Source organism: Klebsiella sp. C349492 (genome assembly GCF_042055345.1).
In the GTDB taxonomy this organism is placed as follows: domain Bacteria; phylum Pseudomonadota; class Gammaproteobacteria; order Enterobacterales; family Enterobacteriaceae; genus Klebsiella; species Klebsiella scottii.
In genome coordinates, this window is the sequence record NZ_JANQCE010000003.1 from 222,100 (window position 1) to 234,269 (window position 12,170).

Consider the following 12,170-nt stretch of genomic DNA (forward strand, 5'->3'; position numbering starts at 1 on the left):
CCTTATTTATTCGCAATGCCCGCGGAGGGCAGCGCGTCGGGTACGGTAACGGGGGTGCGGACGACCAGCGTCAGCAAAATCAGCATCCCTGCGCTAATCGCGGCCGGAACGGCGATGACGAAAAACAGGGTGTCGAATGAGAAGTTCATGGCCATCATCATGCCGCCGGAGAGGGAGCCGACGATGGCTCCGCAGCGGCCAACGGCGTTTGACCAGCTGACGCCGGTGGCGCGGCTCTGGGTCGGATAGAGCGTGGCGGTCAGCGCGTTGAGCCCAACCTGTGAACCGCTGACGCCAATCCCGGTGCCGAAAATGGCCAGCGCCATCAGCCACAGGCCATTCTCGCTAAGGCCGATCATCACGATACAGGCCGCGCCCAGGCAGTAGCTCAGCGCCAGCACCCGATACGGATTGAAGCGATCCATCAGCACGCCGAGCAGCAGCGCGCCGAAGGTGCCGCCAATCTGGAAAGCGGCGGTGACCCATGAGGCATGCTGCAGGTCGATGCCGCGATGGTTGAGCAGCGTCGGCATCCAGCTGGAAAGCAGGTAGATAATCAGCAGGCTCATAAAGAACACCACCCACAGCATCAGGGTAATGGGCAGCTGGCGGCCAACGAACAGCTGGCCGATGCTGCCTTTGGCGCCGGTGGCCGGTTCATCCAGCCAGAAATGGGTGTGCTCATAGCGCTCGCCGGTAATGGCGCCGACGGCCTTCGCAATCACCGGCTGCGGCAGCCGGCGGCGAATCTGCCAGCGCGGGGATTCCGGAAGCACCGCCAGCAGCGCCGCGGCCAGCAGCAGAGGCAGAACGCCGCCTAGCGCCAGGATGCCGTGCCAGCCAATCTGCGCCACCAGCTGGGCGCTGACCACGCCGCCTAATGCCGAACCGAGGGTAAAGCCGCAAAACATCAGGGTCACCAGCGCGCCGCGCCGCCGGGAGGGCAGATACTCCGAGGTCATGGTAATGGTGTTCGGCATCGCCCCGCCGAGGCCGAGGCCGGTGAGGAAGCGCAGAACAACCAGCGTCTCAAGGTCGGGGGAAAAGGCCGAAAGCAGGCTAAACAGGCCAAATAGCGCGACGCAGAACTCAATGACCCGCTTGCGCCCGAAGCGGTCGGAAAGCGGACCGCACAGCAGAGCGCCGGCGGTTAAGCCCAGCAGACCGGCGCCAAACAGCGGCGCGAGCTCGCTGGCGCTGAGCTGCCAGTGGGCGCGAATATCGGGGGCGATAAAACCAATGGCGGCGGTATCAAAACCGTCGAGCATGACCACCAGAAAACAGCAGATAATCACGCGCCACTGCCGGGCACCTATCGGAGCGGCGTCCAGCAGCGTTTGCAATTCACGTCGTTGAGTCATCGTTATGCCTCAGTGTAGGGAGGAGGAGATGTTGTATTTATTTCTTTTATGTTGCGATTTTGTAACCAAGGCGATGAAATGTACAATGGTATCTCGGGCACAGACATAACCTGGAGGTTATAGCTAATGGCAAACTGGGCGCAAAAACTGAAGCTGCATCATCTGCAAATGCTGGTGGCGCTCGGCGAGCAGGGCAACCTGACGCAGGTGGCCAAAATGATGAATATTACCCAGCCCGCGCTCTCGAAATGGCTGACTCAGTTTGAAGAAGAGGTCGGCATGCTGCTGTTCGAACGCCATAGCAAAGGCCTACGCCCTTCCGAAGGCGGCAAGCTGCTGCTGCAGCACGCCCAGCGCCTGATCAACGACATGTCCCGCTCGCAGTATGAGATCGAGCGCTTTAAACAGGGCGGGCTGGTGGGCAGCCTGATGATCGGCTGTTCGCCGGTGGCCACCGACTGCGTTGCGCTGGCCATTCTCTCGCTGCTCAAGGAGATGCCGAGCCTGCATCTGAACATTGAGGAAAAGGTGATGACTCCCCTGCTTCACGATCTGCTCTCCGGGGTGGTGGACGTCGTGGTGGGACGGGTGGGCGGACGGGCGCTGGAGCTGCCGCTTAACTATCGGGTGCTGTACACCGAGCCGGTGTGCTTCGTCGCCCGCCCCGATCACCCGCTGGCGCAGATGCCGAGCCTCGGCTGGGCCGACCTCGCCCACTGGCGCTGGATAGTCTGGCCAACCGGCACGCCGATCCGCCTGAGCATTGACAACGCCCTGGTCGATAACGGCGTTATGCTGCCGGAAAATACCATCGAGTCGGCGTCGATGAACGTCACCAGCAATCTGCTGCAAAGCAGCGATATGATCTCTATTCTTTCCTTACGCCTGGCGCAGCGCTTTGCCGAACAGCAGCAGCTGGCGATTCTTAATTTGCCGCGCATCGAACAAAAAGGTAGCGTCGGGGTATTCTGGCGAAAAAGTGAAACGCCATCGCTTGCCCTCAGCCGGTTTCTTGATTATTTATCGCAGGAGTCGTAGCCGTGACGCTGCCCGCGCGCAGGGTTCCATTGCTCTATTCCAGCTATGCGTATAATTCATGTTGTGATCGGTAGCACATTTTTGGGTTTAATTGTATGATGAATGCGGTTCATCAAGGGTTATTACCATGAGTCAATCACTGATTATTATCTGGCAGTACCTGCGGGCATTTGTCCTGATCTACGCCTGTTTATACGCCGGGATTTTTATCTCCTCCCTGCTGCCTATCACCATCCCCGGCAGCATTATCGGGATGCTGATTTTGTTCGTACTGCTGGCGCTGCAGATTATGCCGCCGAAGTGGGTTAACCCCGGCTGTAACGTGCTGATCCGCTATATGGCGCTGCTGTTTGTGCCCATTGGCGTGGGCGTGATGCAGTACTGGGATTTGCTCCGCGCTCAGCTCGGTCCGGTCGCCGTCTCCTGCACCATCAGCACGCTGGTCGTTTTTCTGGTTGTCAGCTGGAGCTCCCACCTGGTGCACGGCGAACGCAAAGTGGTCGGCCAAGAAGGAAGTAAAAAATGATGCATGAGATCTGGTGGTCACTGCCGCTGACGCTGATTGTCTTTTTCCTCGCCCGCAGGCTGGCAGCGCGCTTTAAATTTCCGCTGCTCAACCCGCTGCTGGTGGCGATGGTGGTCATCATCCCCTTTCTGCTGGTGAGCGGTATCTCTTACGACCGCTATTTTCAGGGCAGTAAGATCCTCAACGATCTGCTGCAGCCTGCGGTCGTGGCGCTGGCCTTTCCTTTATACGAGCAGCTTCACCAGATTCGCGCGCGCTGGAAATCGATTATTACCATCTGCTTTATCGGCAGCGTGGTGGCGATGGTGACCGGGACGACGGTTGCGCTGCTAATGGGCGCGACGCCGCAAATCGCCGCGTCGATTATGCCGAAATCGGTAACGACGCCGATTGCGATGGCGGTCAGCGGCAGCATTGGCGGTATTCCGGCGATCAGCGCGGTATGCGTTATTTTCGTCGGCATCCTCGGCGCGGTTTTCGGGCATACGCTGCTCAACCTGATGCGCATCCACACCAAGGCCTCACGCGGCCTGTCGATGGGCACCGCCTCGCACGCGCTGGGCACCGCGCGCTGCGCGGAGATGGATTATCAGGAGGGGGCCTTCAGCTCGCTGGCGCTGGTGCTGTGCGGAATTATTACCTCCCTGGTCGCGCCGTTTTTGTTCCCGGTGATTTTAGCCCTGGCGGGATAAATTGCGATTTAAATCACATTTATCAATGCAACATAATAGAGTTGCACAAACAATGAGATATTAATCACATATACAGGCCATCACCGCCCGTACACTAGATTCCCATTACATTGTTATGAGGCAACGCCATGCACCCACGTTTTCAAGCTGCTCTCCCTCAACTGACGGCAGACCTGCAGACGGCTATCGCCCCGATGCTGACCGACCCGCATTTCCCGGCCATGCTCGATGCAGACCAGGTCGCCGCGCTGCAACGCGCAACTGGCCTTGACGAAGACGCGCTGGCCTTTGCCCTGCTGCCGCTGGCCGCAGCCTGCGCGCGCGCCGACCTCTCGCATTTTAACGTTGGCGCTATCGCCCGCGGCGTCAGCGGGCGCTGGTATTTCGGCGGCAATATGGAATTCCTCGGCGCGACCATGCAGCAAACCGTCCACGCGGAACAGAGCGCCATCAGCCATGCGTGGCTACGCGGCGAAAAATCCCTGCTGGCAATCACCGTCAACTACACGCCCTGCGGCCACTGTCGCCAGTTTATGAACGAGCTCAACAGTAGCCAGGTGCTGCGGATCCACCTGCCGGGGCGCGAGGCGCATTCGCTGCAGCACTATCTGCCGGACGCGTTTGGTCCGCAAGATCTGGAGATCAAAACGCTGCTGATGGATGAACAGGATCACGGCTTCCCGCTGAGCGGCGACGCGCTGGCGCAGGCGGCGATTCAGGCGGCAAACCGTTGCCATATGCCCTACAGCCAGTCACCGTCCGGCGTAGCGCTGGAGCTGAAAGACGGCACCCTCTTCTCCGGCAGCTATGCCGAAAACGCCGCCTTTAACCCGACGCTGCCGCCGCTGCAGGGAGCGCTCAACCTGCTTAGCCTGAACGGCTATGATTATGCCGATATCCAGCGGGCCATTCTTGCCGAAAAGGCCGATGCGCCGCTGATCCAGTGGGATGCCACCGCGGCCACGCTGAAAGCGCTTGGCTGTCACAGTATTGACCGCGTCCTGCTCGGTTAAATCACACATTATGCGGGCCTCAGGCCCGTATTGTTGAAAATCCCCGCAATCAAACGATGGTTTCTTGCTCTTGCCCGGCGGGTAAAGTAGCCTGAACACTCCATTGTCTACCGTTGAGCCCAGGTTAATGTTAAAGCGCGTGTTATACAGCCTGTTAGTCCTGTTCGGCCTGCTGCTGTTGACCGTGCTGGGTCTTGACCGTTGGATGAGCTGGAAAACCGCGCCCTATATCTACGATGAACTGCAGGATCTGCCCTATCGCCAGGTCGGGGTGGTTCTCGGCACCGCCAAGTACTACCGCACCGGGGTCATCAACCAATACTATCGCTACCGTATCCAGGGAGCGCTCAACGCCTACAACAGCGGCAAGGTGAACTACCTGCTGCTCAGCGGTGATAACGCGCTGCAGAGCTATAATGAGCCGATGACGATGCGCCGGGACCTGATTAAAGCAGGCGTCGATCCGGCGGATATCGTCCTGGACTATGCCGGCTTCCGTACGCTCGACTCTATCGTGCGGACCCGCAAGGTTTTTGACACCAACGATTTTATTATCATCACCCAGCGCTTCCACTGCGAGCGCGCGCTGTTTATCGCCCTGCATATGGGGATTCAGGCGCAGTGCTATGCGGTCCCGTCGCCAAAAGATATGTGGAACGTGCGGCTGCGTGAGTTCGGCGCGCGCTTCGGCGCCCTCGCAGACCTCTACGTTTTCAAACGCGAGCCGCGTTTTTTAGGCCCGCTGATCCCCATTCCGTCGCAGCAGGAAGTTCCCCAGGGGACGCAGTCCTATCCGGCGGTGACGCCGGAGCAGCTGCTGGAATTGCAGAACAAATAGAGCTGGCGCAGCGCTGGATCGGCCGGTTCAGCGCTCTTATCATCGGCGTCACTTAGCCAAAGCCGATTCATCAAGAAGTGATTATCTTTCCGGACAAGATAAAACCGGCGCGATCTTCCGCCACATATTGCGGCAGGAGAGCGGCTGGGCCGGCGCCTATGGTTGGACTTTATTCCTTCACTCCTGCAGGGGTTTAAAAACGGGCTCACCGCAGCCGCAGCCAAAAAAAAGCCCGCGCACTGCGCGGGCCTGATAAAGAGAGCTCGTTACTTTTTACGCGCGTATTTCAGTGAATCCAGCGCGACGGCGAAGATAATAATTGCGCCTTTGATAATATACTGCCAGTACGGGTTAACGCCGATGTAGGTCAGCCCGTAGTTAATCACCGTAAAGATGATAACGCCGGTTACCACGCCGAGCACGGTACCCACGCCGCCGCTGAAGGAGACGCCGCCGACGACGCAGGCCGCAATCGCATCCAGCTCGTACATAAAGCCGAGGTTGTTGGTCGCAGAGCCAATTCGTCCGGCCTCCAGCAGCCCGCCGAAGGCGTAAAACACGCCGGACAGGGCATAAATCATCAGCAGGTTAAGGGCAACGTTAACCCCTGAAACCTTCGCCGCTTCCGGGTTGCCGCCGATAGCAAAGATGTTTTTGCCAAAGCGGGTTTTATTCCACAGGATCCAGACGAAGAAGACGGCAATCAGCGCGTAGAAGGTAATATACGACAGGCGGAACGTCCCCAGCGCAATAAACCCTTGAGCGAAATGCGAGAAGTGGCTGTCAAACCCGGAAACCGGCGAGGCGCCAACAAAATCGTAGTACAGGGAGTTGATCCCATAAACGATAATCATGGTACCCAAGGTGGTGATAAATGGCGTCACGTTGAGGTACGCGATGATAATCCCGTTAATCAGGCCAATCACCGCGCCAATCGCGCACACCAGCAGGATCACCAGCGGGATTGGCATGGTTGCCATATCCGGGAAGACCTTGTTGGCGTTGTCCACCGCCTGCAGCATCGTTGCGGCGATAACCGCCGCCAGCCCAACCTGACGTCCGGCTGACAGGTCGGTCCCCTGAGTCACGATGAGCCCCGCTACGCCCAGCGCGATAATAATACGCACCGAGGACTGGGTCAGAATGTTACTTAAGTTCAGTAAACTTAAGAAGGTTGGATCCTGGAAAATAATAATGGCCAGCAGGACCAAAAGAACAACGTAAATCCCACCATCCTTCAGGTAAGTGAGAAAACTCTTTTTATTTAATGCGCTCATCGCAAGCCCCTGATCTTAAAGATGCAACGACGCAAGACGTAAAATTTCGTTTTGCGTAGTGGTTTTTGTCTCAACAATTCCGGCAACGAGACCGTTGCTCATTACCAGAATACGGTCAGTAATACCCAGCAGCTCCGGCATCTCGGAGGAAATAATAATGATCCCTTTCTCTCTTTTTGCCAGCTCGGCAATCAGCTGATAGATTTCAAACTTAGCGCCGACGTCAATCCCGCGGGTCGGTTCATCAAGCATCAAAATCTCCGGCTGGGTTAACAGCCAGCGGCCGATAATAACCTTCTGCTGGTTGCCGCCGGACAGCGAACCAATTTGCGTATGCTGTCCTGGGGTCTTCACGCGCATGGAGTCAATAACCCATTGGGTATCGCTTTTCATGCGTGAGTTATCCAGCAATCCGACCCTATTTTTATATTTCTTAATATTGGAGATCAGGGAGTTAAAACCGATATCCAGATAAGCGTAAATCCCGGTAGAGCGACGCTCTTCGGTAACCAGCGCAAAGCCGTGGTTAATGGCTTCATTGGCGCTATGGTTATTAATTTTCTTACCGTGCAGCTTAATCGTCCCGCTGGCCTTTTCGCGAATGCCGAATAAGGTCTCAACGATATCGGTACGCTTGGCCCCCACCAGCCCGGCAATGCCGAGAATTTCGCCCTTATGCAGGTCGAAGGAGATATCGCGGATCGACGGCTGACGCAGCGACGTCAGGTTGCGCACCTCAAGAATCACCTCGCCCGGCGTATTTTCACGGCTCGGGAAGCGCTGGTTCAGGGAGCGGCCGACCATCATGGCGATGATCTTATCCATGTCCAGTCCTTCCAGCGGCTGGGTGGCAATCCACTGACCGTCGCGCAGGATGGTTATCTCATCGCACAGCTGGAAAATCTCTTCCATTTTGTGGGAGATATAGACAATGCCGCAGCCGCGTTCTTTCAGCTTGCGGATAATCTTAAACAGATGGTTGACCTCTTTTTCGGTCAGCGATGACGTCGGCTCGTCCATGATGACGATTTTGGCGTCATAGGAAAATGCCTTCGCAATTTCAATCATCTGCATTTGCGATACCGATAGCGTCCCCACACGCGCGCGCGGGTCAATATCAATATCCAGTTCATCAAATATCGCTTTGGTATCGCGATACATTTTGTCCTGATCGACAAACACGCCTTTGGTGGGATAACGCCCCAGCCACATGTTGTCCATCACCGAACGTTGTAATACTAAGTTTAATTCCTGGTGAACCATTGAGATGCCGTTTTCCAACGCTTCTTTAGCCGAATGGAAATCGATCTCTTTTCCCTGAAAAAGAATGCTGCCGGAATCTTTTTGATAGATCCCAAAAAGACATTTTAATAATGTTGATTTTCCCGCGCCGTTCTCGCCCATTAATGCATGAATAGAGTGAGGACGGACTTTCAGGTTGACATTATCGAGTGCCTTGACGCCAGGAAATGATTTGTTGATGTTGCTCATTTCCAACAAAAATTCGCCCGACCGTTCGCTATTATTACTGACCATAGTTATACCTGGCTGCGTTCATGCACACTCTCAGCTGACGAATTAGCGTCAAAATAAGAGTCTGGTTCTGTATCAGGAATAATCGGGCGTAGCGGCTGGCGATCCTTCAGGCGGCCATTTTACCGGCGACGTTGATCTCAACGCATCCCGAGTGATTTTATTTATAGCTGATACGCCCGTACATCTACCCGATGAATTTCGAGCTGCGAAATGGTATTCACCCGCAGCTCGAAAACCGAGTATTAAATATTACTTGCCAACAAACTGGCTCAGATTGTCTTTATCTACGCCAACGTAAGGAACGCGAACGATTTTATTTTCAATCTTCCAGCTGGTGCCTGCAGCCGGCTCTTTGCCGTCCGCCAGGTTTTTCGCCAGATCGAACGTGGCTTTTGCCTGGTTATTGGCATCGTTCAGCACGGTACCGGCCATTGCACCGGATTTAACCAGCGCCAGCGCTTCTGGTAAGGCATCAACGCCGAAGACCGGAATGCTGCTCTTGTTGTGCGCTTTCAGCGCTTCTACCGCACCCATTGCCATCGCATCGTTGTTGGCGATAACCACTTCAATTTTGTTAGCGTTAGGGCCAGAGAGCCAGGCGTCCATTTTGTCTTTCGCCTGAGCGGTGTCCCACATCGCGGTATCCAGCTGCAGCTGCTGAGTTTTCAGACCTTTGTCATTCAGCTCTTTAATGACGTAGGTGGTACGCGCTTCAGCATCCGGATGGCCCGGCTCGCCTTTCAGCAGCACATACTGAATCTGGCCGTCTTTGTTCAGATCCCAGCCGGCGTTGGCTTTCCAGTGTTTAGCGATCAGATCGCCCTGGATAATACCGGACTCTTTAGAGTCGGTACCGACATAATACGCCTTGTCATAGCTATCCAGCGCTTTACGGGAAGGCTCTTTGTTAAAGAACACGACCGGGACGTTCTGTCCGCGCGCTTTATCGATAACGGTGCCTGCAGCAGCCGGGTCCACCAGGTTAATCGCCAGCGCTTTCACGCCTTTTGCCAGCAGGACGTCAATCTGATCGTTCTGTTTGGACTGGTCGTTTTGCGAGTCATTCATCAGCAGCTGAACGTCCGGCGCTGATTTGCCGTCTTTCTCAATTGCCTTACGCACCACCGACATAAAGTTGTCGTCATATTTGTAAATGGTTACGCCGATGCGGGTATCAGCTGCGTGTGCCGCGGCGCCAAATAACATACTCGCCATAACTGCAGACAGGGTTAACACCTTCTTATTCATGGAATCTCCGGTTTTTTTTATGCAGGGTCATTGGTGTGAAAACGGCTGGCGGAAAGTTGTTACATTAACGTTACCGCACAACAAGGTTCACGACTGTAAATTCTGTCTTCCGTGTAGGGTAACGCTCCAAAGGTACGGCTTTACTCGCAGTTTAGCGCCTTGTGCCTGTTGTAAAAGTGATTAATCACCGTGACAAAATGGTCAGGACTGGTAAACGCGGCCATCATAATCAGTTGAATGTTAATATACTGTGAATTTACTCACAGATTGAAAGCGGTTACATCACCGCCCTTTTCAGTTAGTGATCGGACCCACAATTTGCCGCTGGGTCACCGAATGGCGACGCACCAGAGTCGGCATAAAACAGTGGCGAGCGTCATGGTCGAGTTTCCCTGCAGCCCCCAGCAGCGCCAGCTCGGTGGCCAGTTTCGCCATCGACATAATAGGATAGCGCACCGTCGTCAGCTGTGGGTCGGTGTAGCGAGAAATAGGGATATCATCGAAGCCAATCAGCGACAGATGCTGCGGCACAACAATGCCGTTATCTTTCAGCGTGGTCAGCGCACCGGCCGCCATGCTGTCGTTGTAGGCAAAAACGGCGGTGAGGCCTAAATTACGCCCCAGCAGTTCAACCATCGCCGCCTCGCCGCCCTGCATATCCGGCGAGCCGGAACCTACCCAGCTATCGGGGGCAATAATGCTTTGCTCCTGTAACGCCTTGAACCACCCTTCCCGGCGCAGAGAGTCATCCTCAATGCCGTGGTTTGAGGAGAGATAGCCGATCCGCTGGTGCCCGTGGTTCAGCAGCATCCGCGTGGCCATCAGCGCCCCGCTGACGTTGTCCAGACCGACGCAGCGGTGCTCGTAGCCGGGCACAATGCGGTTGATCAGCGCCATCCCCGGAATATGCTGCATGAAATCGCCGAGCTCCTCATCGCTCAGCGCCTTGGAGTGCACGATCAGCGCCGAGCAGCGCTGGCGGATCAGCACTTCGATGGCGTTACGCTCTTTTTCCGCCTCGTGGTAGCTATTGCCGATCAGCACGTATTTCTGATGCTGCTGGGCCACGGTATCCACCGCTTTCACCAGCGCGCCGAAAAAGGCATCCGATACGTCCATCACCACAACGCCGATGGTATCGCTGACCTGGGTCGCCAGCGCCTGCGCGTTGGCGTTAGGCCGGTAGCCCAGCTGCGTTACCGCTTTCATTACGCTTTCGCGCGTATCCGGACTCACCAGCGCGCTATTATTCAGCACGCGCGAGACCGTCGCGACGGAAACTCCCGCCTGACGGGCGACATCACGAATGGTGATCATGCTCACCGACCTGTAGAGAATTGCAATACGTCACACCCACCTCCTGTGTTCAGCAAGGTGGCTATTCTGGCAGCGACGCGCGGCACGCTACGTGAGTGAGGTCACATGCCTGAAAACGCTTACATTCATTTTGTTAATGATTGTGATCGGGATCGTTATCTGGATGTGTTCTTTAATGATGTCCCCGAGGCGCGCAGGGTTAATTGACGCCACAGCCATTCAACCGGGCCCTGGCGGAAATGACGTAGCCAGAAGAGCGAGAAGATGAGGTTTACCGCCCAAACCGGTACGACGAAGGCCAGCAGCTGCAGGCGGTCGAACTTCATAAACAGGCCAAGGTGATAAAAGAGCGTGGTGCAGATGAGGGTTTGTAGCAGGTAGTTGGTCAGCGCCATGCGCCCGACGCAGGCAATCGCGGTCACCAGCCGCAGCTTACACAGCTGGGGCCAGAAGCCCCACGCTAAAGAAGCGTAGCCGATGGTTTGCAGCGGCGCGCCGAGCTCGCGCGGAGCCTGCAGCAGGAATGCGCACCAGCGGGGATCCCAGTCGAGATACCACTGGGCGAAAATCGCCGGGATATTGACCGCCATTCCGGCGACGATCAGCAGGCCGCCGGTGCGCCGATAATGGCTGAGGCTGAACTGCCCTTTTAGCCAGCCGCTGCGCATCAGGGCAGCGCCCATCAGCATCATTCCCGCCAGCTGCCAGCCGTACTGCGCGCCGAGCGCCAGCAGGTTACCCGACAGCATATCCGCGCGATTGCTTATCGCCTCGAAGCCGCCGCTCATCTTCCAGTACTGTTCGTACTGTAAATTTGCCGCATCGGGCACCCACGAGCGATTCGGCGCATTGCCCGAAATGACGCCAAGCAGCACTAAGACCGCCACGCCGATGACGTACAGCATCACGCCGGTGTTAAACAGGGATTTGAGGTGATGCGCATCGCGGATCATTCTCCAGGCCACCAGCCCCACGAGCGCGTAGGCCAGCAGGATATCGCCATCCCAGAAAAACAGTCCGTGGATAAACCCCAGCAGCGCCAGCAGCGTCAGACGCGACTGGATCCAGCGCTTGCCGCGAGGCAGCAGCATCTGAAGCCCGGCGCCAAACAGCAGAGCAAACAGGGTCAGGAATTTCACCTGCGCCAGCAGGTCGAGGATCGCCCAGGTCCAGGCGTCGCTAAAAGAGATGCTCCCGGACCATGCCGGGTTAAGATATGCCGCCTTCGGCAGGCCGAAGGCGTTAATATTCAGTAGCAGAATACCCAGAATGGCGACGCCACGAACAAAGTCCAGCGTGACGTTTCGTTCCATGTACCCTGCTC

Annotated in this window: 11 protein-coding genes; 5 read left to right on the plus strand and 6 right to left on the minus strand. The window is 56.3% G+C overall.

From position 1 onward, the window contains the following. Positions 1–2 precede the first annotated feature (2 nt). The gene (locus NWP14_RS13670; protein WP_375215510.1) at positions 3–1,361 is read right to left on the minus strand and encodes an MFS transporter; all 1,359 of its coding nucleotides are present in this window, start codon (positions 1,359–1,361) and stop codon (positions 3–5) included. A 126-nt stretch (positions 1,362–1,487) separates the two neighbouring features. On the opposite strand from NWP14_RS13670, the gene NWP14_RS13675 reads away from it, so the two are divergent. From NWP14_RS13675 to sanA, 5 genes are all read left to right on the plus strand, one after another. Then, on the plus strand, positions 1,488–2,399 hold the full coding sequence (locus NWP14_RS13675) for a LysR substrate-binding domain-containing protein (protein WP_095100739.1): 912 nt from the start codon (positions 1,488–1,490) through the stop codon (positions 2,397–2,399). A gap of 127 nt (positions 2,400–2,526) precedes the next feature. Continuing rightward, positions 2,527–2,925 carry a CidA/LrgA family protein gene (locus NWP14_RS13680; protein WP_095100737.1) on the plus strand — a complete coding sequence of 133 codons (399 nt, stop codon included), beginning with the start codon at positions 2,527–2,529 and terminating at the stop codon, positions 2,923–2,925. After that, positions 2,922–3,617 (plus strand): CidB/LrgB family autolysis modulator, encoded by a 696-nt coding sequence (locus tag NWP14_RS13685; RefSeq protein ID WP_095100735.1) that lies wholly within the window; start codon positions 2,922–2,924, stop codon positions 3,615–3,617. Before NWP14_RS13680 ends, NWP14_RS13685 begins: the two co-directional genes overlap by 4 nt. 128 nt (positions 3,618–3,745) lie before the next feature. Continuing rightward, complete coding sequence (gene cdd / locus NWP14_RS13690) at positions 3,746–4,630, plus strand: cytidine deaminase (RefSeq protein ID WP_095100734.1); 885 nt, start codon at positions 3,746–3,748, stop codon at positions 4,628–4,630. A 127-nt stretch (positions 4,631–4,757) separates the two neighbouring features. Further along, the gene (gene sanA, locus NWP14_RS13695; protein WP_095100732.1) at positions 4,758–5,468 is read left to right on the plus strand and encodes an outer membrane permeability protein SanA; all 711 of its coding nucleotides are present in this window, start codon (positions 4,758–4,760) and stop codon (positions 5,466–5,468) included. 266 nt (positions 5,469–5,734) lie between these two features. Here the strand turns inward: sanA and mglC are convergent, their stop codons facing one another. The 5 genes from mglC to yeiB form a co-directional block, all read right to left on the minus strand. After that, the gene (gene mglC / locus NWP14_RS13700) at positions 5,735–6,745 is read right to left on the minus strand and encodes a galactose/methyl galactoside ABC transporter permease MglC (RefSeq protein ID WP_095100730.1); all 1,011 of its coding nucleotides are present in this window, start codon (positions 6,743–6,745) and stop codon (positions 5,735–5,737) included. A 15-nt stretch (positions 6,746–6,760) separates the two neighbouring features. Beyond that, complete coding sequence (mglA, locus tag NWP14_RS13705) at positions 6,761–8,281, minus strand: galactose/methyl galactoside ABC transporter ATP-binding protein MglA (protein WP_095100728.1); 1,521 nt, start codon at positions 8,279–8,281, stop codon at positions 6,761–6,763. Between the two features lie 249 nt (positions 8,282–8,530). Beyond that, a complete protein-coding gene (gene mglB / locus NWP14_RS13710; protein WP_095100726.1) occupies positions 8,531–9,529 on the minus strand; it encodes a galactose/glucose ABC transporter substrate-binding protein MglB in 999 nt (332 codons plus the stop codon). A 294-nt stretch (positions 9,530–9,823) separates the two neighbouring features. Next, complete coding sequence (galS, locus tag NWP14_RS13715; RefSeq protein WP_095101343.1) at positions 9,824–10,846, minus strand: HTH-type transcriptional regulator GalS; 1,023 nt, start codon at positions 10,844–10,846, stop codon at positions 9,824–9,826. 155 nt (positions 10,847–11,001) lie between these two features. Beyond that, on the minus strand, positions 11,002–12,159 hold the full coding sequence (yeiB, locus tag NWP14_RS13720) for a DUF418 domain-containing protein YeiB (RefSeq protein WP_095100724.1): 1,158 nt from the start codon (positions 12,157–12,159) through the stop codon (positions 11,002–11,004). Positions 12,160–12,170: the final 11 nt, after the last annotated feature.

Bases quoted from the DNA above. Each gene is read 5' to 3' on its own strand.
- NWP14_RS13670 (WP_375215510.1), bottom strand. From the start codon at position 1,361: ATGACTCAACGACGTGAATTGCAAACGCTGCTGGACGCCGCTCCGATA.
- NWP14_RS13675 (WP_095100739.1), top strand. From the start codon at position 1,488: ATGGCAAACTGGGCGCAAAAACTGAAGCTGCATCATCTGCAAATGCTG.
- NWP14_RS13680 (WP_095100737.1), top strand. From the start codon at position 2,527: ATGAGTCAATCACTGATTATTATCTGGCAGTACCTGCGGGCATTTGTC.
- NWP14_RS13685 (WP_095100735.1), top strand. From the start codon at position 2,922: ATGATGCATGAGATCTGGTGGTCACTGCCGCTGACGCTGATTGTCTTT.
- cdd (WP_095100734.1), top strand. From the start codon at position 3,746: ATGCACCCACGTTTTCAAGCTGCTCTCCCTCAACTGACGGCAGACCTG.
- sanA (WP_095100732.1), top strand. From the start codon at position 4,758: ATGTTAAAGCGCGTGTTATACAGCCTGTTAGTCCTGTTCGGCCTGCTG.
- mglC (WP_095100730.1), bottom strand. From the start codon at position 6,745: ATGAGCGCATTAAATAAAAAGAGTTTTCTCACTTACCTGAAGGATGGT.
- mglA (WP_095100728.1), bottom strand. From the start codon at position 8,281: ATGGTCAGTAATAATAGCGAACGGTCGGGCGAATTTTTGTTGGAAATG.
- mglB (WP_095100726.1), bottom strand. From the start codon at position 9,529: ATGAATAAGAAGGTGTTAACCCTGTCTGCAGTTATGGCGAGTATGTTA.
- galS (WP_095101343.1), bottom strand. From the start codon at position 10,846: ATGATCACCATTCGTGATGTCGCCCGTCAGGCGGGAGTTTCCGTCGCG.
- yeiB (WP_095100724.1), bottom strand. From the start codon at position 12,159: ATGGAACGAAACGTCACGCTGGACTTTGTTCGTGGCGTCGCCATTCTG.